The organism is Caulobacter sp. GW821-FHT11E11, assembly GCF_058808315.1.
Genome location: NZ_JBXARO010000001.1, coordinates 693,955 through 715,267, shown reverse-complemented (window position 1 = coordinate 715,267; position 21,313 = coordinate 693,955). Strand labels below are relative to the sequence as shown.

General features: G+C 67.2%; 12 protein-coding genes and 2 pseudogenes. 1 reads left to right on the top strand and 13 read right to left on the bottom strand.

Annotated elements, in window-relative coordinates; translation table 11 throughout:
• Positions 1-60 precede the first annotated feature (60 nt).
• The 10 genes from odhB to AC1RR5_RS03550 all read right to left on the bottom strand — a co-directional run bounded on the left by odhB (position 61) and on the right by AC1RR5_RS03550 (position 16,134).
• The gene (odhB, locus tag AC1RR5_RS03595) at positions 61-1,302 is read right to left on the bottom strand and encodes a 2-oxoglutarate dehydrogenase complex dihydrolipoyllysine-residue succinyltransferase (protein WP_492919713.1); all 1,242 of its coding nucleotides are present in this window, start codon (positions 1,300-1,302) and stop codon (positions 61-63) included.
• A gap of 57 nt (positions 1,303-1,359) precedes the next feature.
• Positions 1,360-4,323 carry a 2-oxoglutarate dehydrogenase E1 component gene (locus AC1RR5_RS03590; RefSeq protein ID WP_492919712.1) on the bottom strand — a complete coding sequence of 988 codons (2,964 nt, stop codon included), beginning with the start codon at positions 4,321-4,323 and terminating at the stop codon, positions 1,360-1,362.
• Between the two features lie 176 nt (positions 4,324-4,499).
• Positions 4,500-5,384 carry a succinate--CoA ligase subunit alpha gene (gene sucD, locus AC1RR5_RS03585; RefSeq protein ID WP_492919711.1) on the bottom strand — a complete coding sequence of 295 codons (885 nt, stop codon included), beginning with the start codon at positions 5,382-5,384 and terminating at the stop codon, positions 4,500-4,502.
• Entirely contained in the window at positions 5,385-6,584 is a 1,200-nt protein-coding gene (gene sucC / locus AC1RR5_RS03580; RefSeq protein ID WP_492919710.1) for an ADP-forming succinate--CoA ligase subunit beta, read from the bottom strand.
• 256 nt (positions 6,585-6,840) lie between these two features.
• Positions 6,841-7,527: a hypothetical protein gene (locus AC1RR5_RS03575; protein WP_492919709.1), complete on the bottom strand. Its 687-nt coding sequence runs from the start codon at positions 7,525-7,527 to the stop codon at positions 6,841-6,843.
• A 62-nt stretch (positions 7,528-7,589) separates the two neighbouring features.
• On the bottom strand, positions 7,590-10,958 hold the full coding sequence (locus tag AC1RR5_RS03570) for a glycosyltransferase (RefSeq protein WP_492919708.1): 3,369 nt from the start codon (positions 10,956-10,958) through the stop codon (positions 7,590-7,592).
• 88 nt (positions 10,959-11,046) lie between these two features.
• Positions 11,047-12,327 (bottom strand): spinster family MFS transporter, encoded by a 1,281-nt coding sequence (locus AC1RR5_RS03565; RefSeq protein ID WP_492919707.1) that lies wholly within the window; start codon positions 12,325-12,327, stop codon positions 11,047-11,049.
• An 86-nt stretch (positions 12,328-12,413) separates the two neighbouring features.
• Positions 12,414-14,654 carry a TonB-dependent receptor gene (locus tag AC1RR5_RS03560; RefSeq protein ID WP_492919706.1) on the bottom strand — a complete coding sequence of 747 codons (2,241 nt, stop codon included), beginning with the start codon at positions 14,652-14,654 and terminating at the stop codon, positions 12,414-12,416.
• A gap of 185 nt (positions 14,655-14,839) precedes the next feature.
• The gene (locus AC1RR5_RS03555) at positions 14,840-15,553 is read right to left on the bottom strand and encodes a TetR/AcrR family transcriptional regulator (protein ID WP_492919705.1); all 714 of its coding nucleotides are present in this window, start codon (positions 15,551-15,553) and stop codon (positions 14,840-14,842) included.
• 77 nt (positions 15,554-15,630) lie between these two features.
• Positions 15,631-16,134, bottom strand: a complete 504-nt coding sequence (locus tag AC1RR5_RS03550; RefSeq protein WP_492919704.1) for a DUF2306 domain-containing protein — start codon at positions 16,132-16,134, stop codon at positions 15,631-15,633.
• A 59-nt stretch (positions 16,135-16,193) separates the two neighbouring features.
• Between AC1RR5_RS03550 and AC1RR5_RS03545 the strand changes: the two genes are divergently transcribed.
• Positions 16,194-17,021 carry a LytTR family DNA-binding domain-containing protein gene (locus tag AC1RR5_RS03545; protein WP_492919703.1) on the top strand — a complete coding sequence of 276 codons (828 nt, stop codon included), beginning with the start codon at positions 16,194-16,196 and terminating at the stop codon, positions 17,019-17,021.
• 5 nt (positions 17,022-17,026) lie between these two features.
• Here the strand turns inward: AC1RR5_RS03545 and AC1RR5_RS03540 are convergent.
• The 3 genes and pseudogenes from AC1RR5_RS03540 to AC1RR5_RS03530 form a co-directional block, all read right to left on the bottom strand.
• Positions 17,027-17,677, bottom strand: a pseudogene (locus tag AC1RR5_RS03540) (methyl-accepting chemotaxis protein); the annotation flags it as partial.
• A 441-nt stretch (positions 17,678-18,118) separates the two neighbouring features.
• Positions 18,119-18,823, bottom strand: a pseudogene (locus AC1RR5_RS03535) (Tar ligand binding domain-containing protein); the annotation flags it as partial.
• A gap of 259 nt (positions 18,824-19,082) precedes the next feature.
• Entirely contained in the window at positions 19,083-21,248 is a 2,166-nt protein-coding gene (locus AC1RR5_RS03530; RefSeq protein WP_492919702.1) for a hypothetical protein, read from the bottom strand.
• Positions 21,249-21,313: the final 65 nt, after the last annotated feature.

Below are 21,313 nucleotides of genomic sequence, written 5' to 3'. Positions count from 1 at the left end.
AGAAGCGAAGAAGCCCGCCGGTAAGGGCGGGCTTCTCGTTGGTTCTTAGAAGGAGGTCTCTTAGAGGTCCAGCAGCAGGCGCTGCGGGTCTTCCAGGGCTTCCTTGACCTTGACCAGGAAGGTCACGGCGCCGGCGCCGTCGACGACGCGGTGGTCGTAGGACAGGGCCAGGTACATCATCGGGCGGATCTCGATCTTGCCGTTGACGACCATGGCGCGTTCCTTGATCGCGTGCATGCCCAGGATGCCCGACTGCGGCGCGTTCAGGATCGGGGTCGACATCAGCGAGCCGTAGATGCCGCCGTTGGTGATCGTGAAGGTGCCGCCCTGCATGTCTTCGATCGACAGCTGGCCGTCGCGGGCCTTCTTGCCCAGCGCGCCGATGGCCTTTTCGATCTCGGCCAGGTTCAGCGCGTCGGCGTCACGGACGACCGGAACCACCAGCCCCTTGTCGGTGCCGACGGCGACACCGATGTCGTAGTGGTTCTTGTAGACCACGTCCGTGCCGTCGATCTCGGCGTTGACGTCCGGGATCGCCTTCAGCGCGGCCACGACGGCCTTGGTGAAGAACGACATGAAGCCCAGCTTCACGCCGTGGCGCTTTTCGAAGACGTCCTTGTACTGGCTGCGCAGAGCCATCACGGCGCTCATGTCGACCTCGTTGAAGGTCGTCAGCATGGCGGCGGTGTTCTGGGCTTCCTTCAGGCGACGGGCGATCGTCTGACGCAGGCGCGTCATCTTCACGCGCTCTTCGCGCTCGTGCAGGGCGCGCGGCGCGGCCGGAGCAGCGGCCGGAGCCGGGGCGGCGGCGCGAGCTTCCAGGGCGGCCAGAGCGTCGCCCTTGGTCACGCGACCGTCCTTGCCGGTGCCCGCGACCTTCGACAGGTCGAGGTTATTCTCGGCGGCGATGCGGGCCGGCGCCGGGCTGACCGGCGCGGCGGCCACAGGAGCAGAAGCAGGCGCCGCGGCGGCGACCGGAGCCGGAGCCGGGGTCGGCGCGGGGGCCGGAGCCGGAGCCGGAGCAGCGGCCTTCGGCGCGGCGGCGGCCGGAGCGGCCGACGCGGTCGCGCCTTCGGTCACGACGCCCAGGATCGTGCCCGGAACGACGGTCGCGCCTTCTTCGGCGCCGATGGCCGACAGCACGCCGTCAGAGGGCGAGGCCACTTCCAGCGAAACCTTGTCGGTTTCCAGCTCGACGAGGATCTCGTCCTTCTTCACGGCCTCCCCGACCTTCTTGGTCCAACGGGCGACCGTCGCTTCGGTGACGGATTCGCCGAGGGCGGGGGTGTTGATGTCGGCCATGGGGCTTTCCAGGTCTCTCTTGTTTGGTCCGGCGAGATTAAAGACGAAGTCCGACGCTTACGCGAAGGCCTCGTTGAGGAAGGTCTCGAGCTCTTTCAGGTGGCGGCTCATCAGGCCCGCGGCGGTGGACGCCGAGGCCGGACGACCCACATAGCGGGCGCGCTTGGCCTTGATGTCCAGCTTGTCGAGCGTCAGCTCGATCCACGGATCGACGAAGGTCCAGCCGCCCATGTTCTTGGGTTCTTCCTGGCACCAGACCAGGTCGGCGTTCTTGAAGCGGCTCAGCACGCCCATCAGCGACTTCAGCGGCCACGGGTAGAACTGCTCCAGACGCAGCAGATAAACGTCGTCGCGGCCCGTCTTGGCGCGCTGGTCGACCAGGTCGAAGTAGACCTTGCCTGAGCAGACGATGACGCGCTTGATCTCGGCATCGGGCTTCAGCGTGATCCCGCCCACGTCGCAACCGGCCTCGGCGCCGTCCACCATCACGCGGTGGAAGGTCGAGCCTTCGGCGAAGTCTGCGATGTTCGAGACGGCGCGCTTGTGGCGCAGCAGGCTCTTGGGGGCCATCACGATCAGCGGCTTGCGGAACTCGCGGTTCATCTGGCGACGCAGGGCGTGGAAGTAGTTCGCCGGCGTCGTGCAGTTGACGACCTGCATGTTGTCTTCCGCGCACGACTGCAGGAAGCGCTCGAGGCGCGCCGAGCTGTGCTCGGGGCCCTGGCCTTCGTAGCCGTGCGGCAGCAGCATGACGAGGCCGCTCATCCGCAGCCACTTGCGCTCGCCCGAGCTGATGAACTGGTCGATGACCACCTGGGCGCCGTTCACGAAGTCGCCGAACTGGCCTTCCCACAGGGTCAGGGTGTTCGGATCGGCCAGCGAGAAGCCGTATTCGAAGCCCAGCACCGCCTCTTCCGACAGGGCCGAGTCGATCACTTCATAGTGGGCCTGGCCGGGGCGGATGTTGTTCAGCGGCGTGTAGTGCTCCTCGGTCGTCTGGTCGATGACGTCCGAGTGGCGCTGGGTGAAGGTGCCGCGCACCGAGTCCTGGCCCGACAGGCGAACCGGGAAGCCCTCGTCGAGCAGGGTGGCGAAGGCCAGGTGCTCGCCGGTGCCCCAGTCGATGCCCTCGCCCTTCTCGATCGCCTCGCGGCGGTTGTCGATGGCGCGCTTGACGGTCTTGTGGGCGTTGATGCGGTCCGGGATCGTGGTGATCTGACGGCCCAGCTCCAGCAGGCGGGTCTTGGGGAAGGCGGTCTTGCCGCGACGGTCCTCGTCGCCCGGCAGCGCCAGGCCAGCCCACTTGCCGTCCAGCCAGTCGGCCTTGTTGGCCTTGTAGCTCTTGCCGGCGTCGAACTCCTTGTCGAGGAAGCTCTCGAACTCGGTGACCCAGGCGTCCGACTCGGCCTGGCTGATCAGGCCCTCGCCGATCAGGCGGTTGGCGTACAGTTCGCGGGTCGGCGGGTGACCTTTGATCTTGGCGTACATGATCGGCGACGTCATGGTCGGATCATCGCCTTCGTTGTGACCGAAGCGGCGATAGCAAACCATGTCGATGACCACGTCCTTGCCGAACTTCTGGCGGTACTCGGTCGAGACCTTGGCCGCGAAGACGACGGCTTCGGGATCATCGCCGTTCACGTGGAAGATCGGGGCTTCGACCATCAGCGCCATGTCGCTGGGATACGGCGAACTGCGCGAGTAGCGCGGGCTGGTCGTGAAGCCGATCTGGTTGTTGACGATGAAGTGGATGGTGCCGCCCGTGCGGTAGCCCTTCAGGCCCGACAGGGTGAAGCACTCGGCCACCACGCCCTGGCCCGCGAAGGCCGCGTCGCCGTGCAGCAGCAGCGGCAGCACGTGGCCGCGGCCGGCGTCCGGCTGTTCGCGCAGGGTGAAGGCCTGCTTGGCGCGGGCCTTGCCGATCACGACCGGGTTGACGATTTCCAGGTGCGACGGGTTCGCGGTAAGCGACAGGTGGACCTTGTTGTCGTCGAACTCACGGTCCGACGAAGCGCCCATGTGGTACTTCACGTCGCCCGAACCCTCGACGTCCGAGGGGACCGACGAGCCGCCTTGGAACTCGTGGAAGATGACGTGGTAGGGCTTGCCCATCACGGCGGCCAGCACGTTCAGGCGGCCACGGTGCGGCATGCCCAGGACGATGTCCTTCACGCCCAGCGCGCCGCCGCGCTTGATGATCTGCTCCATGGCCGGGACCATGGATTCACCGCCGTCCAGGCCGAAGCGCTTGGTGCCGGGGAAGCGCTTGTGCAGGAACTTCTCGAAGCCTTCGGTCTCGATCAGCTTCTTCAGGATGGCGACCTTGCCCTCCTTCGAGAAGGTGATTTCCTTGTCGCGGCCCTCGATGCGCTCCTGCAGCCAGGCCTTCTCGTTCGGATCCGAGATGTGCATGTACTGCACGCCGACATTGCCGGCGTAGGTGCGGCGCAGGATCGACAGGATCTCGCGGATCGTCGAGGTCTCCATGCCCAGCACGAAGTCCAGGAAGATCGGGCGGTCGTAGTCGGCGTCCGAGAAGCCGTAGGTGGCCGGATCCAGTTCCGGGGCCGGCTTCGGCGGCTCAAGACCCAGCGGGTCGAGATTGGCGGCCAGGTGGCCGCGCATCCGGTAGGCCCGGATCATCATGATGGCGCGCAGGCTGTCCAGCGTGGCGGCGCGGACGGCTTCGGCGGAGGCGCCGGGCGCCTTGCCCTCGACCGCCTTGGCGATTTTGGCTTCGACGGCGGGGGCGACGCTGGCCCACTGGCCGTCCAGGGCCGACAGCCAGTCGGGGCGAACCGACGGCACTTTCTTGGGGGTCCAGGCCGGGTCCTGCGCCGCGCGCTTAACCTGGTCGGCCTGCTCCTGCAGGCTGGCGAAGAAGGCGTTCCACGAGGGATCGACCGATCCAGGGGCCTCCGCCCACTGGGCGTAGAGGTCTTCCACGAACGCCGCATTGGCGCCGTAGAGGAAGCTGGTCTCGGTCAAGACCTGGTTGATGATGCCTGCGTCGTCCGCCATCGTTCTTCGCCTTCGATCCGGTGCTCTACGGGAGCGCTACCGCACTGCCCGTAAATATAGTCTCTCAATCACCCGAGCGCCCGTCCGCTTGGCGGGGCCCAGGTGATTTTTTCGGATCGTCGACTGGCGGTCGCAAAAAACCTGGGCCCCGCGCGGGGCGGGGTTTCGGTATCTATTTAGCCCTTCAGGACTTCCAGCAGGGTCTCGCCCAGCTTGGCCGGCGACGGCGAGACGCGGATGCCCGCCTCTTCCATCGCCGCGATCTTGTCCTCGGCGCCGCCCTTGCCGCCCGACACGATGGCGCCGGCGTGGCCCATGTGACGACCGGGAGGCGCTGTGCGGCCGGCGATGAAGCCGACCATGGGCTTCTTGCGACCGCGCTTGGCTTCGTCCTTCAGGAACTGAGCCGCTTCTTCTTCGGCCGAGCCGCCGATTTCACCGATCATGACGATCGACTTGGTGGCTTCGTCGGCCAGGAACAGTTCCAGGACGTCGATGAACTCGGTGCCCTTGACCGGGTCGCCGCCGATGCCGACGGCCGTCGTCTGGCCGAGGCCCGCGTTGGTCGTCTGGAACACGGCTTCATAGGTCAGGGTGCCCGAACGCGACACGACGCCGACCGAGCCTTCCGAGAAGATGCCGCCTGGCATGATGCCGATCTTGCACTGGTTGGGCGTCAGGACGCCCGGGCAGTTCGGGCCGATCAGGCGCGAACGCGAACCGGCCAGAGCCTTCTTCACCTTGACCATGTCCAGCACCGGGATGCCTTCGGTGATGCAGATGATCAGCGGGATCTCGGCGTCGATGGCTTCCAGGATCGAGTCGGCGGCGAAGGGCGGCGGGACATAGATCACCGAGGCGTCGGCGCCGGTGCGGTCCTTGGCTTCGGCGACGGTGTTGAACACCGGCAGGCCGATGTGGGTCTGGCCGCCCTTACCGGGCGTGACGCCGCCGACCATCTTGGTGCCGTAGGCGATGGCCTGCTCGCTGTGGAACGTGCCTTGAGCGCCGGTGATGCCCTGGCAGATGACCTTGGTGTGCGAACCGATCAGAACCGACATTTAGCGGGCGCCCTTCACAGCGGCGACGATCTTCTCGGCGCCGTCAGACAGATCGTTGGCGGCAATGACGTTCAGGCCGCTTTCCGAGATGATTTTCTTGCCGAGTTCGACGTTGGTGCCTTCCAGGCGGACGACCAGCGGAACCTGGAGACCGACTTCCTTCACGGCGGCGATGACGCCTTCCGCGATGATGTCGCAGCGCATGATGCCACCGAAGATGTTGACCAGGATGCCCTTCACGGCCGGATCGGCGGTGATGATCTTGAAGGCCGCGGTGACCTTCTCCTTCGAAGCGCCGCCGCCGACATCCAGGAAGTTGGCCGGCTCGGCGCCGTACAGCTTGATGATGTCCATGGTGGCCATGGCCAGGCCGGCGCCGTTGACCATGCAGCCGATTTCGCCGTCGAGGGCGATGTAGGCCAGGTCGTACTTCGAGGCTTCGATTTCCTTGGGGTCTTCTTCGCTCTCGTCGCGCAGTTCCTTGATGTCCGGGTGACGGAACAGCGAGTTGCCGTCGAACGACAGCTTGGCGTCCAGGACCTTCAGGTGATCGTCGGCGGTGACGATCAGCGGGTTGATCTCCAGCATGGCCATGTCCTTGGCCATGAACGCCGTATACAGCTGGTTCAGCAGCGCGGCGGCTTCCTTGGCCAGACCGCCGGTCAGGCCCAGGGCGTTCGCCAGGGCGCGCGCGTGGGTCGGCCACACGCCGGTCGCCGGGTCGATGGTGAAGGTGTGGATCTTCTCGGGCGTCGAGTGAGCGACGTCCTCGATGTCCATGCCGCCTTCGGTCGAAGCGACCACCGAGACCTTGCTCGAGGCGCGGTCAACGAGAAGCGACAGGTAGAATTCCTTGGCGATCGCCGCGCCTTCTTCGATGTAGAGGCGGTTGACCTGCTTGCCCTTGGGGCCCGTCTGGTGGGTCACCAGCACGCGGCCGAGCATTTCCTCGGCGTTGGTGCGGACTTCCTCGACCGACTTGACGACGCGGACGCCGCCCTTGGCGTCGGGGCCCAGGCCCTCGAACTTGCCCTTGCCACGGCCACCGGCGTGGATCTGGCTCTTCACGACGAAGACCGACGTGCCGAGCTTTTCGGCGGCGGCGGCGGCTTCATCGGGCGTGAAGGCGGCGAAGCCGCGCGGCACGGGAGCGCCGAACTCGGCGAGTACGGCTTTGGCTTGATGTTCGTGGATGTTCATGTGGGCCCGGTCTCGACGACGGCTTTCTGAAATGTGGCCGGGTTATAGGAGCGCTATTTCGCAGGCGCAACCGCGTGACGACGATAAGGTGAAGGCTTGCGCGCTTATCTTATCGTCTGGGACAGCGTCGCCACGGGTTTAGGCGGCCCTGGCAAGGGAAACCCTTGACCCGGCGAAACTGTTACCGGTCACACTTTTTCAGTGATGAACCGCTGTCCACCGGTGTCAGAGCCGCTCGGCGATCGCGCCGGCTATGTCAGCGTTGTCGGCCCGGATCCTTGAAGAAGATCAGGATCAACGACAGCACCGCGACGGCGTCCCGATCCTTCGATCCCTTGGGCGGCAGGTAGGCGGTCGGCTGCATGGCGGCCAGGTCCACGCCGCCGATGTCGACGCCGTCGCGGCTGAAGACATAACCGATGGTCGCGCCGCCGCCGATCGGCATGCCGCCGACCTGCTCGGTGCGCGCCCGGACGTTCAGGCCGCCAAAGCGCAGCTCGGCCGCGCGCTGCGGCTGCTGCAGGTTCTTGAGCAGGCCGCCGCCCTTAGAGCTGGCCAGGGCGAACGAGGCGTCCGCGCCCGCGCCGGGACCGGTGAGCGTGCAGAAGAACTGCAGCTTGTCGCGGTCGAAGGTGATCCAGCCCAGGCCCAGCCGGCTCTGGCCGCCGCCGCAGGCGACCTCGACCGGACCCAGACCTGGCCCGTTGACCGTCATCTCCACGCTGGCCTTGCCGCCCTCGAAGATGCCGGTGACCGAGCTCTTGCTGCTCTTGACCGTGGCGTTGCCGTCGTACTCGCCCAGCTGGAAGCCGGGCCGGAACAGGCTGGGGCCCTTCTTGCCCGACAGCTTGACCTTCTCGGTCCCGGCGGGCGCGGCGGCCTGGGCCGGCGCGGCCAGGGTCAGACCCATGGCAAGCGAAACGGCGATGGCGGCGATCTTCATGGCAAGCTCCCCCGAGCGTCGGCTGGACGACGCGGCGGAGCTTGCCATAGATCGGCGTTATCTCAACCTTTCGGTGAAACCGACACGGTCGCTCGACGCTCCAGCTTGCCCCAGCCGACCCGGCCGCCGCGGATGGCCATGACCACCGACTTGACCACGACGTAGTACATCAGCTGGCGATAGCCGAACCGCTGCACCGGCAGGAACGGCAGGTCGGCCCACGGCGCGCGCTTCTCCAGGGCCATGCCCAGGGCGCCGGCCGACAGATCCACGGCGATGAAGATCGCCCAGTAGGCCAGGCCCAGCAGCATGTCGTCGGGCCGCCACTCCACTGGATGGGCCACCGCGCCGTAGAGGCCGGCGACCAGGCTCCAGATCACCGCCAGGTCGACGAGCGGCGCGGCCACGGCTAGGATGATCTGGAATAGCCAGATCTGCGGCAAGGCCACGAAACCCAGCACCGGCGTCTTGGCGCTGAACATCGCCTTGCGATGCTTCCACACGCATTGCAGCGTGCCGAACGACCAGCGGAAGCGCTGCTTGAGCAGACCGCCGACGGTGTCGGGCGCCTCTGTATAGGCGCGGGCCTCGGGGTCGAAGGCCACCTTCCAGCCGGCGCGTTGGCAGGCGATGGTCAGGTCCTGGTCCTCGGCCAGAGTGTCGGCGGGATAGCCGCCCAGGGCGTCGAGTACACTCTTGCGCCAGGCCCCGACGGCGCCTGGCACCACAGTGACCGCGCCCAGGGCCGACAGCGCCCGGCGCTCCAGGTTCTGGGCCGTGACATACTCAAGCGCCTGCCAGCGGGTGACGATGTTCAGGCGATTGCCGACGATGGCGTTGCCGGCCACGGCCCCGACGTCCGGATCCTGGAACCAGCGGGCCAGGCGGCCGATGGTCGAGGGCGGAAACAGGGTGTCGGCGTCCAGGGCCACGACGAATTCGCCCTTGGCCACGGCCAAGCCGCGATTGACCGCCCTCGCCTTCCCGCCATTCTCGAACGACAGCAGCGTCACGCGCGGGTCGCCCGCGAAGTGATCCCGCACCTCCTGGGCCGTGCGGTCCTTGGAGCCGTCGTCCAGGACCAGAACCTCCAGGTTCTTCCACTCGCTCTCCAGAATCCGGGCGATCGAGGCGGCGATCACCTTCTCCTCGTTGAAGCAGGGGATCAGCACCGAGACGAGCGGACCGTTCTCAGAGTCGAGATCGGCCGGCTCCTCATGCGTCCAGAAGCGGTGGACCAGGGCCAGGCTGGCCAGGAACACCAGCCGCGCGACGCCGAGGAAGATCGCCGTCACGAACAGGAAGGTCATCGCCGCTTGCGTCCAGCGGAAGAAGTCGAAGCCCAGCCGGTCGATGGCCAGGTCGACGGCGGTGCGCGAGGTCGGCGGCATCACCTGCTGCGGGCTCATGCCGGCCAGCTCGCCGACCGTGACCAGCCGATAGCCCCGCGCGCGGATTTGGTCGATCAGCTCGGGCAGGGCCGCCACCGTGCGGCTGCGGTCGCCGCCGGCGTCGTGCAGCAGCACCACCTGGCCGGGGTTGGCGCCCGGGTTGTCCAGGCGATCCAGGATCCGGTCGATGATCTGCTGCTTGGTCGGCTTCTGCCAGTCGTCCGGATCGATCCGCAGGCCCACGGTCATGTAGCCCAGGGTCTGGGCGATCACGAGCGGGGCCACCTCGTGCGGGGTCGACGGCTCGGCGTCGCCGAAGAACGGCGGACGGAACAGCCGCATCGAGCGGCCGGTGATCACCTCGAACAGGCGCTGGGTGGCGTTCAGCTCGACCTGCACCTGGGCCAGGGGCGTCTCGGCGATGTTGGGGTGGGTCCAGCTGTGACCGCCGACGTCATGGCCTTCGTCGACCTCGCGCTGCACCAGGTCGGGGCGGCGCTGCATGTTCTGGCCGATGACGAAGAAGGTGGCCGAAGCCTTCTTCTGCTTGAGGATGTCCAGGATCTTCGGCGTCCAGCGACCGTCAGGGCCGTCGTCGAAGGTCAGGGCGACGAGGCCCTTCTTCTGGCCGTAACGCTCGATGACATAGCTGGAGGGAATGACGTCATAGGTCTCGCCGGAGACTAGGCCCGTGTCGGGATCGAACTCCAGCGAGCGCTTGCCGGGCGTCGGCAGCTGGGCGATCCGCAGCACCTCGCCGCCGCCGTCGAAGTCGACCCCCTGCCCGTTGGCCAGGGTCGTCAGCCCCGCCGCCGAGGCCTGGCCATAGGCCTTGCCCAGCACCGACCAGACGCCCGGATCCTCCATGCCCATCCGCCACAGGCCATAGCCGCGCGGCTTCCACGGGTCGGAGACCTTGACCTGGTTGAACAGGGTGACCGCGTCCATGAACCAGACGACGTGGTTGTCGCCGCTGTCGTCCGTGTACTGGTAGGTCGGGTTCAGGGCGTCGTCGTCCATGCGGATGGTCGCCCCGGCGTCCTGGGCGTTGCGCATGGCTTCGTGGAAGGTGGTCGGGGCGCCGGACGCGCGCGAGCCGTTCTTGTTCAGCACCCAGTCGTAGCCATAGGCGCCCAGGGCCAGCACCGTGCGGTTCGGGTCCAGGTGGGCGAAGCGCTTTTCCAGCTCGGTCTCGTACCAGTCCTGGCCGGCGTTGGGGCCGGGATCGCCCAGGGCGTAGTGCTGGTCATAGGCCATCAGCACCAGAGTGTCGGACGCGGCCTGCAGGCGCTTGAGCGGCCAACCCTCCTCGTCGAACGGGGCAGTGACCCAGACCTCGCGGCCGGCGTCCTTCAGGGCCGCGCGGGCCTCGTCCAGGAATTTCGGGTAGGCCGCCAGCCCCTTGGCCGACAGCGCCTCGAAGTCGAAGACATAGCCGCCATAACCGCGCTGGGCGGCCAGGGTCACGAGGTTGGAGATCAGCTTGGCGCGGGCCAGCGGATTGGCCAGCAGGGCGTCGGCCAGCGGCCCGTCGAAGGCGGCGTTGGCCGAGTTGTGGACCAGCGGCAGCACGGCCGGCTTGTTCGGGGCGGCGGCGATCCGCGCCACGCCCTCCGGGTCGTCGGTGACGTCGATGTCGCCGCGCGAGCCGTTGATCGCCACCCACTGCGGCGAGACCACGTCCAGCTTGTCGATGTTGCGGCGCAGGGACTCGCGGCTGTCCTCGTCCCACGAGACATAGAAGCCGACCGACAACGGCCGCGCGGCGGCGTCGTTGGTCGCACCCGCCTTGGGGCGCGGGACGCGACGCCAGGTCTTGGCCGAGGGCTTGAGCTTGTGCGCCGTCTCCTGGTGTAGGGACGTCAGGACGTGTGGGTCCTTCAGCGGCGCGACCGGCAAGTGCGGGGCGAAGGCCAGGGTGGCCACAAAGCCGGCCACCACCGCGGCGATGGCCGAGATGACGATCCCGAGGACCAGCTTGGCCCGCCGCTCACGCTTGCCCGTGGGGTCGTGAAAGATGTGGCGGTCGTCAGGAGTCATGGGGCGCGCGCTCTGGATTTTCGCGGCAGATGATCCCCGATCTTGACCGAAGCGTGGCGGTGGAAACCTTGCGGCATTCCGTCGCTGGCTACTCGACCCAATCCTTCTGTAGACGCCGCGAGGCCAGGATCAGGAGGGCCGCCGCGCCAATGTAGAAGGCCAGGCCCCAGTAGATGGCGTAGCGCATCGACTCCGCGCCGTGGACCGGGGCCAGCTTGTCGGAGACGAAGCCGAAGAACCAGTAGCCGACGGCGATGCCCAGCAGGTTGTTGATCAGCAGGAACAGGGCCGAGGTCGTGCTGCGCATGGCGGCCGGCGCCAGGTGCTGGACGGCGGTGACCACCGGACCCAGCCAGGCCAGGTTCAGGCCCGTCGGGATCAGGAACAGTACGAAGGCCACCGGCAGCGCCTTGGCGTTCATGGCCGCGAAGAAGCAAGGCAGGGCGATCAGGAAGCAGATGGCCGGGGCCAGGGCGTAGGCGCCCTTGGACTTGCCGCCGAACCGGTCGCCCAGCCAGCCGCCCAGCCAGATGCCGGCCACGCCGCCGAAGAAAGCGATGGCGCTGTAGTAGATCGAGGTCTCGACCAGGGTCAGGTGCAGGCTGCGGATGAAGAACGACGGCAGCCAGAAGGCCACGCCATAACCGCAGACCGACGAACAGGCCGCGCCGAACGCCAGCAGCCAGAACGACGGTTTGGGCAGAACAGTCTTCAGCACTGCGCCGAAAGCCGGAGGCTTTGCGGCCTCAGCAGGTGAAGTGTCGAAGCCGCCGCGCGGCGGATCCTTGACCACCAGCTTGAACAGCGGCGCCAGCAGCACGCCGGCCAGGCCCACGGCGACGAAGGCCATGCGCCAGTCGATATAGGCCGCGATCAGCCCGCCGAAGAGCACGCCCAGGGCCGAGCCCAGCGGAATGCCGAAAGAATAGGCCGCGAGCGCTCTCGCCCGCTGGCTCTTGGGGAAATAGTCGGAGATCAGCGAATAGGCGGGCGGCACGCCGCCGGCCTCGCCGACGCCCACGCCCATGCGGAACAGGAACAGCGACCAGAACCCGCCGGCGAACCCGCAGGCCACCGTGAAGCCGCTCCACACGGTCAGGGCAGCGGTCATGATCCACGTGCGGCTGAAGCGGTCGGCCAGCCAGGCGATCGGCACGCCCAGGGTCGTGTAGAGCGCCGCGAACGCCAGCCCGCCCATCAGGCCCAGCTGGGTGTCGGTCAGGTGCAGCTCGTTCTTGATCGGCTCCTTGAGGATGCCGAGGATCTGCCGGTCCAGGAAGTTGAAGGTGTAGGCCAGGATCAGCATGGCCAGGACCACGTAGCGATAGCTCGCGGGCTTCTCCGCCGCCTGGTTCGCGTTCTCGCTCATCACCTGCCCCCGTTACGCTACAGCTACATAAAGAAAGGGCGGGGCCTGTTGCAGCAAGCCCCGCCCTAGCACGTCGCCTAGATAATTTAGAAAGCCAGCTCGACCGAGGCGGCCACGGTGCGCGGCGGGCCGTAGAAGCCGATCACCGAGTTGTTGTAGGTGGCCCCGGCGAAGTTGTAGCCGCCGGTGCGGTACTTCTCGTTCGTCAGGTTCTTGCCGGTCAGGGCCAGCTTGTAGTGGCCGCCCGGGGCGGTCCAGATCGCCGTCAGGTCCACCAGGGTGAAGGCCTTCTGGTCCAGGGCAGGCAGCGGCTGCTCGAACTGCTGATAGCTGTCGCGGTAGCTGACCATCGGGGTGATGGCCAGATTGCCGCCGGCCAGCTCACCGCGCCAGGTCAGGCTGACATTGCCCGTCCATTCCGGGGTGTTCTGGAAACCGTACAGGTCGGCGACGTTGATCACCTGACCGGTGGCCAGGGTGGTCGACGGGTTCAGCGGGTTGGGCGCGCCGGCCGGCACGAAGCGGCTGAAGGTGTCGTACTTGGCGTGGATATAGCCCAGCGCGACATTGGCCGAGAGGCTTTGGCTGAGGCGCGCATTGGCCTCGAACTCGGCGCCGTACAGGGTGGACGCGCCGGCGTTGTCGACCGAGCTGGCGATGCCCGAGGGCACCACGACCTGGGTGGTGACCTGCTGGTCCGTGTACTTCGACAGGAAGACCGCCGACGAGAACGAGACCTTGCGATCCAAGACGAAGCCCTTCAGGCCGGCTTCATAGGTCTTCACGACTTCCGGCTTGTAGCCCTGCGTGGTCTGCGGGGTGATGAAGGCGTCGCCGCGCATGTCCCAGCCGCCCGACTTGTAGCCCTTCGAGAACGAGGCGTAGGTCGTCAGGTCATCCGACAGCTCGTACGAGGCCGAGATCCGCGGGGTGAACTGCGAGAAGGTCTTCTGCGCATTGTAGTTGGTGCGCACCTGCAGGATCGGACGGTTGGTCCCGCCCTGATACGGCGACGGCGTCGCGCCCAGATAGAAGAAGCGGAACACGCTGGCGCGCTTGGAGTCGCGCGTGGCCCGGGCGCCCAGCGAGACCTTGAAGCGGTCGGTCAGGTTGGCGCTGAAGTCGAAGAACGCCGCGAAGCTCTGGGTGTTGACCTTGCCGCCGTCGGCGATCGAGACGCCCAGGTTGCCGGCGATGGTGTCGAACTCGCCCGAGGCCTGGCTGTTCATGTAGTACAGGCCAAAGACGCCCTGGACGTTGTCGTCCGCATAGACCGCCTGCAGTTCCTGCGAGAACGAGTTGTCGTCATAGGTGGCCGGCACGTCCAGCGTCGGCAGCGGGGTGCCGTCGAAGTCGATCAGGGTCTGGGTGTGGCCCTTGCGGCTGGCGGTGATCGACTTCAGCGTGATCGCGTCGGTGACGTTGTACTCACCGGTCAGCGACAGGCCCTTGGTCGTCACGTGGTTCTTGTCGCCCAGGCCCGCCTTGGTGTCGTAGATGTCGAGGATCGGATAGGTCCCGACCGTCGGCAGGGTCTCGCGGTGACCGTGGCGCGGGTTCGAGTCGTCGGTGACGTGGTCATAGGCCAGGCGGAAGAACAGGTCTTCGGTCGGCTTCCACTCGGCGCTCAGGCGATAGGCCTCGACGTCCTTGTTGTAGTGCTCGGCCCCGGTGGTCAGGTTCTTGCCGTAGCCGTCGCGCTTGTAGAGGGCGTACGAGCCGCCCACCGACAGGCCGCCGCCGACCGGCGTCTGGCCCGAGACCAGCAGGTCGGTCTGGTTGTAGCTGCCATAGGTGCCGCGGATCTTGCCGCCGGCTTCGTCGCCCAGCTTCTTGGTCACGTACTTGATGGCGCCGCCGATGGTGTTGCGGCCGTACAGCGTGCCCTGCGGGCCGCGCAGCACTTCGATGCGCTCGATGTCGAAGATGTCCAGCACCGCGCCTTGCGGGCGGTAGATGTAGATGTCGTCGACATACAGGCCGACGCCGGGCTCGTAGCCCCACAGCGGATCCTGCTGGCCCACGCCGCGGATGTAGCTGATCAGGGTCGAGTTCGAACCGCGGGCGGTCTGCACCGTGATGTTCGGGGTGGTCTGGGACAGGACGGTGATGTCCGTGCCGCCCGAGCGCTCCAGCTTCTCGGCCGAGAAGGCCGAGACGGCGACCGGGACGTCCTTGAGGCTTTCCTCGCGACGACGGGCGGTGACGACCACCTCCTCGACGCTCGCGGTGTTTTCACCAGCCGGCGCTTCCTGCGCCGCCGCGACACCAGCGATCGTGCTCCATGCCGCGCCAGCCAGCAGCGCAGCCTTCCACATCGAAGTCATGGGTTTCCCCTCCCTTGCGTTCCGCCCTTCCCGAGCCGGATCCGTCTTGTGCGGACGCGTGCTGGGACCCTCGCCAATTCATCGAACAGCGAATTGCAAGCACCATCACCCGAACCGATGACGGACGCCAGCATTTTTTCATCAGGTGATGAAAAAGGGTCGGGGACGGATCTTCTGGGTAGGGATCAGGCCTTGCCGGCCTTGGCGATGACGGACTCGAAGCCGGCCGCGCAATACGAGAACAGGCGCTGGCGGACCGCCTCCAGGTCGCTGGAATGGCACTCGCCTTCCGACAGCGAGTCGATCCGTCCGGTCTCGGACAGCGACAGCATCATCGATCCGGTCAGGAACTGGTAGCACCAGTAGAGGTCGCGATACTCGGCGTGGGGACGCAGGGCCTTCAGCGTCTCGACCAGCTGGTGGACCACCGGGTCGAAGAACCGAGCCATGGTCTCGCCGCCCCAGGCCGGCGTGTTGTTCACCTGGGCGACCAGGGCGAAGTAGCTTTTCCAGCCCGCGCCGCCGTCCTGGGAGATGCGCAGCAGCGGATCGATGAAGGCTTCGATCACGCCCTCGACCGTCATGGTCGCCGCGTCGTGGGCCTTCACATAGGCGTTCATCGACGCCTCGCGGGCCTGGTTCAGGATCTCGGCCCGGCGCAGGAACACCGCATCGAACAGCTCGCGCTTGGCGCCGAAATAGTAGTGGATCAGGGCGGTGTCGACGCCGGCCTCGGCCGCCACCTGGCGGGTCGTGACCCCGTGGAAGCCGTGGCGCGCGAACAGCCCCTCGGCCGCATCGAGGATGGTTTCCTTCAGGTCCAGGCCCTTGGCCTTGGACGGTCGGCCCCGCCCGCCGGCGCGGGCGCCGGACTTGGTTGAGGGCTTGGCTGCGGTCATGAAGTGAGGTCCGCCCTGAATTGCGCTCCGTCCTCGGATAGGCGCAACGCAGCGGCGCTGGCAAGACCGGCGTTTTATCAACCCAGAAAGACCGACCACATCAGGCGGCCCGGGATGAAGGTGAAAAGGCCCGCCAGCAGCAGCCCGCCGACGAACATCGCGGTCATGGCGCGGCGGTGGGCGGAGACCTTGCCGCGCCGGATGGCGTAGACCGCGCCGGGCAAGGCCACGATCGTCCAGCCCGACAGCAGGTGGATGAAGCTGAAGTGGCCGTGGTTGATGCCGCGGATGAACAGCGAGCTGACCGCCGTGATCCCCATGGCGATCACCCAGGTCCAGCCGAGGACCTTGTGCAGGTTGGTCCCCTTCACCCGCATCATCAGCACGATGCCGATGGCCAGGGCCGTCAGGGCGGCGGTCAGGTGGACCTGGATGATCGTCGGCGCGGCGACGATGAGCGAGACGTCCGGCGCGTGCGGCTTCAGCGAAACGACGGCGGCGATGACGATAGCGGCGCCGACGCCCAGGGCGGCGTTGCGGACACCCGCTGCTTGCGAAATTGACTTGCCGTGCGCGGCCATCTGCCTTCACTCCCGATCGTGGCGGGCCAGAGCGCCTCGCCGTCGGGAACCTGAGTGGAGTGGGCGGGCCTGTGCCTCAATCGACGTTGCGCCAGTCGCCGGCTTCGTTTCGCCAACGGTTTGCCGACGCCGTTCACGCTTCGCGAACGGTCATGACCGCCAAGGAGAGCCTGCGCGGTTTCGCGGTGTCGGCGGCGGCCGGGGTGTTCCTGGCGCTGCTGGGCGCGTTCGGCACGGACGAGGTGCCGTTCGGGATCCGGGTCGCCTACTGGGCGGGCCTGTGCTTCACCGGCGCGATCGTCGGCACCGCCGTCAGCCACACGATCGGCCGCGATGGACGGGCGGACGAGAAGCCCTGGCGATACGGCGCCCTGACCGTGATCGGGGTCACCCTGCCCTTCACCGGCGTCGTCTGGCTGGTCAGCGACCTGACCTTCTATGGCCACCTGAGGCCCAGCGGTGGGATGACCTACCTGCTGCCGGTGTTCATCGTCACGGTGGCGATGACGGCCCTGAACTTCCTGGTCCAGCGCACTCCGCCCGAGACCCACGCCGCCCAGGCTGGCGCGCCCGCGCCGCGGTTCCTGGATCGCCTGCCTGCCAAGCTGCGTGGCGGCGAGCTGTGGGCCGTCGAGGCCGAGGACCACTATCTGCGCCTGCATACCTCGCGCGGCCAGGACCTGATCCTGATGCGGCTGTCCGACGCCGTGGCCGAGCTGGAAGGCATCGAGGGCGCTCAGACCCACCGCTCGTGGTGGGTCGCCAAGGACGCCGTCGAGGACGCCCGACGCGGCGACGGCCGGGCGATCCTGCGGCTGAAGGGCGGCGCCCTCGCCCCCGTCAGCCGCGCCTACTCGAAGGCCTTGCGCGACGCCGGCTGGTTCTAGGCGGCGCGGGCGCCAGGCCGCGAACGCGTCTGCTGCCCGACGCTGAACTGGCCCATCAGTTGGGTCAGGTTGTCGGCCTCGCGCGAGAGGGCGTGGCTGGCGGCCGTGCTCTCCTCGACCATGGCGGCGTTCTGCTGGGTGGCCTGGTCCATCTGGCTGACGGCGCTGTTGACCTGTTCCAGGCCCGTGGCCTGCTCCTGGGCCGAGGCGGCGATCTCGGCGACCACGCTGTTGATCTGGGCGACCTGGGTCACGATCCGCGTCAGGGCCTCGCCGGTCTTGCCGACCAGCTCGACGCCGGCGTCGACCTGCTCGGTCGAGGCGGTGATCAGGGCCTTGATCTCCTTGGCCGCTTCGGCCGAGCGCTGGGCGAGAGCCCGCACTTCCTGGGCGACGACCGCGAAGCCACGGCCCGCCTCCCCTGCACGCGCGGCTTCGACACCCGCGTTCAGGGCCAGCAGATTGGTCTGGAAGGCGATCTCGTCGATCACGCCGATGATGTTGCCGATCTGGGCCGAGGACTTCTCGATCTCGCCCATGGCCTCGACCGCGGTGGCCACGACCTGGCCGCCGTTCTCGGCGTCGGACTTGGCCGCCCCGACCACGCGGCGGGCTTCCTTGGCGCCGTCGGCGGTGCGCTTGACTGTGGCGGTGATCTCTTCCAGCGCCGCGGCGGTCTCTTCCAGACTGGCGGCCTGCTGCTCGGTGCGGCGGGCCATGTCGTCGGAGGCGTTGGTGATCTCGCGGCTGCCGGCGCGGATGCCGTCGGCGTTGCCGACGATCACCGTCATGGCGTCCTGCAGCTTGCCCACCGCGCCGTTGAAGTCGGCGCGCAGCTTCTCGTACTCGACCGGCAGGGCGTCGTTGACGCGATAGGTCAGGTCGCCCTGGGCCAGATGCGACAGGCCGACCCCGAAGGATTGGACCACCAGTTGCTGCTGCTCGGCGATGGCCTTGGCCGCAACGGCCTGGCGCTCGGCTTCCGAACGTTCCTTGGCGGCGGCAACCTCGGCGTCGGCGCGCAGCTTGGCGATGGCGTTTTCCTTGAACACCTGGACCGCGCCGGCCATCTGGCCCAGCTCGTCCTTCTGGCCCACGGCCGGCACCGTGATGTCGTTGTCGCCGCCGGCCAGGCGGCGCATGGCGGCGGTCATGGCCTGCAAGGGCGCGCTGACCTTGGCGATCACCACATGGGTGGCGAAGGCCATCAGGCCCGCCGCGGCCAGGGCGATGACGGCCATCACGCCGGTGGCGATATTGCCCGCCGTCTTGGCGGCGACACCATCCTCGTGAGCGACCCGCGTCTGCAGGTCCACCAGGGCGCCGACATTGGCGGTGACGGGATCGATGGTCGGATAGAGCTTTCCGTCGACGAAGGCCTGCAGCGCAGCGGTATCGCCGGACTTGAGCAAGCCTTGCAGGGTCTCGACCGTGGCGTCGGCGGCCGGCATGGCGGCGGTGACCTGGTCTGCCAGCGCCTTCTCCTCGTCGGTCATCTGGGTGGCCGCGTAGACCTTCCAGTTCTCGGCGATCGTCGACTTGGCGGCCGCGACGTTCTCGGCGGCCTTGGCCATCGGCAGTTCGCCCGACCGCGCCTTGTGGGCGCTGTCGACGATATTGACCGCGTACATGTCGCTGACGGCCTTCAGCTGTTGCATCGGCTCGACGCGGTCGGTGATCACCGACTGCATGCGCTGGTTGGCGACGCTATTGGCGACAAAGCCCGCCAGGCCGATCGCGGCCATGCCCACGCCCAGGGCCGCCAGGCAGCTGAGCAGTCTCGTCTTGATGGTCAAGGTCATCGGAAGGTCCCCGCTTCATCGCGAAGAAACCCGCCGATCGTTAACCAAAACCTTCACCGCAACCGGGCGTAGGAGGCCCTGTTCGCGGGCTTTTCGCGGCCTGCCCAGAACTTAGGCAGACCCCGGAAACGAAATTCCCTTAACCCTGTCGCACCGCCGATTAATCGTCGATAAGCCGGCATTTCGGAGGGAAATCTCACCGCAGCAACCGGTGACATCGCCCTCCATGCGACAGACCGCCGCACTCGCCGAAAGGTCGTCAGCCGTAATGGATGTCGACGCTGGCGGAGGCGTTCCCGACCGTCAACCCCGTCACCCCGACCAGGCGGATCAGGCCGTCGCCGCTGTTGGCCCCGACCGTGGCGTCCTGGTGGTAGATGTAGGTGTCGCCGTTGAACTCGAACACGCCCGTGGCGTTGGGCGCCACCAGGGTCGAGACGTTGATCAGGGCCTGTTCCAAGGTCGTGGCCGAACCGGCGCTGAGGCCGGTGACCACGGACGGGATCACCACGCCCAAGTCGATATGATCCACGCCCTTGGCGAAGTCGGTGATGGTGGCATAGGTCGTCACCTTGCCGTCCGTGATGCCCAAGTTCGAGAAGCCCGGCGAGGCGAAGCCGTCCTGGTAGATCTTGAAGGTGTCGGAGCCGCCGCCCAGGGTGTAGGTCGACACGGCCGCGCCGCGCAGATAGGCGGCGACGCTGTCGTTGTAGCCGGACAGCACGACGGTGGTGGCGCGGCCGTCCGTGCCACCCGGACCGATGGCGGTGATATCGACGCCCGCCGACGCGGAGGCGTCCAGGCTGTGCGTCTCGAAGAAGGAGCCGTTCGCGAAGTTGCCGAGGAAGCCGACGGTCAGCCGGCCCGTCCCCGTGACGACGATCTGGCCATCGAGGCCACGGACGTTCATCGAGTTGACGTTCTTCAGCACGCTGTCGCTCTGCACGTGCAGGATCAGCGGCCCGTCGTTGTTGCTGACATACAGGTTGGTCGGCGTGGCGTTGCTGCTGGTCACGCCGTTCAGATAAGCGTGGACGGAGCTGGCCCCGACCGACTGAGAGGACGACCCGCTGAATATCAGGTCGGTCTGGTAGTTGGCCGTGAACGCCCCGCCGCTGACGCCGTCCATCTTCAGCGCCACGCCCCAGTTGACGTTGTCGAGCCGCACCGAGGTCGACGATGCGCGCAGGGTGACGTCCTGCAGGCCGGTATAGCCGGAGACGACGAGCGGGGGCGTGAACGTGCCCGCGGGCACCGTGTAGGACGGCTTGAAGTTCTCGAGCACCAGGTGCTCGACATTGGTCACCTTGATCTTGTCGACGGCGGTATCTTCCGAGCCCATCACCAGGGTGTCGTCGCCCACGCCGCCGTCGACGACCGCGCCGTTGATCATCTTGGTGACCGTGATCAGGTCGTTGCCCGCCCCGCCGCTGATCTTGCCGTTCGGCGCGCCGCCCAGGACGTCGACCGCGGCGTTCAGTTGGGCGACGGTGATCGTGTCGTTGCCGTCGCCGCCATCGATATAGCCGCCGACCGTGCCCGAGAAGGTCACCGTGTCATGGCCGCCGCCGGCGGCGACCGAACCGGTGAGATCGCTCCCGGTGATGGTGTCGTTGTTGGCCGTCGAGCGCAGGGCGGGCGTCGCCGCGTCGGGCGCCACGCTCTGGTTGGCGGTCACCGCGATGGTCGCTCCAGCCGCGAAGGTCGGCTGCTGGCCGTAGGTCCCCAGCAGGTCGGTGAAGAACACCGCCTGGCCGTCGTTGGCGAGGTCGGCCAGGAAGGCGTCATTGGCCTTGGCGTACGAGCCGATGTCTTCCTTGGCCGCCGCCGAGAGCAGCCAGCCGACCATGGCGGCCTTGGCGCCAATGCCGCCGGCGCCGTCACCGCCATACGCGGCGAAGTACTCGGCGCGGGTGTAGGTCCCGCCCAGGCCGTTGGGCACCTGGCTGTTCAGCAGCTCGTCGACCTTGGCCGCGCTCGGCGTGAAGCCGAAGATCTCGGCATAGGCCTTGGCCGTGGCCTCGCTCAGGCTGAGCGCGCCATAGGCCGCCGAGAACCGGGCCGCGCCCTCGCCGTTCTTGCCGAGATTGACCGCGAAATTGATGAAGCGGTTGTCGGAATTGAAGCTCTGATAATAGGCCGAGTTCAGGTTGTTGGCGTTGCCGCCGGTCGGCGAGACCAGATAGTCCAGCCCGGCCTGCTTGGGCGTGTAGCCGGCGAAGAAGGCGTAGGACAGCGTCGCCACCGAGGTCGAGGTCGCGACCATTCTGCCGATCTCGGCGCGGGCGTCGGTCAGGCTCAGCGTCGCGGCGTCGACCTGGTCGGCCAGGGTCTGCAGCTTGGCGAGATCCGCCGTCGAGATGCTGGAGAACTTGATGCGGGAGACGTCCGCATAGGCGGTCTCGAGAACTTGAAGCGTGGCCATAACTCAACCTCCGGCATTGCAGGCGCCATGAGTATTGAATTTGCTGTACGATGCAAGCTTGGCCG

Coding starts and splice junctions, on each gene's coding strand:
- odhB (WP_492919713.1), bottom strand. CDS start 1,302: ATGGCCGACATCAACACCCCCGCCCTCGGCGAATCCGTCACCGAAGCG.
- sucD (WP_492919711.1), bottom strand. CDS start 5,384: ATGTCGGTTCTGATCGGTTCGCACACCAAGGTCATCTGCCAGGGCATC.
- AC1RR5_RS03565 (WP_492919707.1), bottom strand. CDS start 12,327: ATGAGCGAGAACGCGAACCAGGCGGCGGAGAAGCCCGCGAGCTATCGC.
- AC1RR5_RS03530 (WP_492919702.1), bottom strand. CDS start 21,248: ATGGCCACGCTTCAAGTTCTCGAGACCGCCTATGCGGACGTCTCCCGC.
- AC1RR5_RS03555 (WP_492919705.1), bottom strand. CDS start 15,553: ATGACCGCAGCCAAGCCCTCAACCAAGTCCGGCGCCCGCGCCGGCGGG.
- AC1RR5_RS03550 (WP_492919704.1), bottom strand. CDS start 16,134: ATGGCCGCGCACGGCAAGTCAATTTCGCAAGCAGCGGGTGTCCGCAAC.
- AC1RR5_RS03570 (WP_492919708.1), bottom strand. CDS start 10,958: ATGACTCCTGACGACCGCCACATCTTTCACGACCCCACGGGCAAGCGT.
- AC1RR5_RS03590 (WP_492919712.1), bottom strand. CDS start 4,323: ATGGCGGACGACGCAGGCATCATCAACCAGGTCTTGACCGAGACCAGC.
- AC1RR5_RS03560 (WP_492919706.1), bottom strand. CDS start 14,654: ATGACTTCGATGTGGAAGGCTGCGCTGCTGGCTGGCGCGGCATGGAGC.
- sucC (WP_492919710.1), bottom strand. CDS start 6,584: ATGAACATCCACGAACATCAAGCCAAAGCCGTACTCGCCGAGTTCGGC.
- AC1RR5_RS03575 (WP_492919709.1), bottom strand. CDS start 7,527: ATGAAGATCGCCGCCATCGCCGTTTCGCTTGCCATGGGTCTGACCCTG.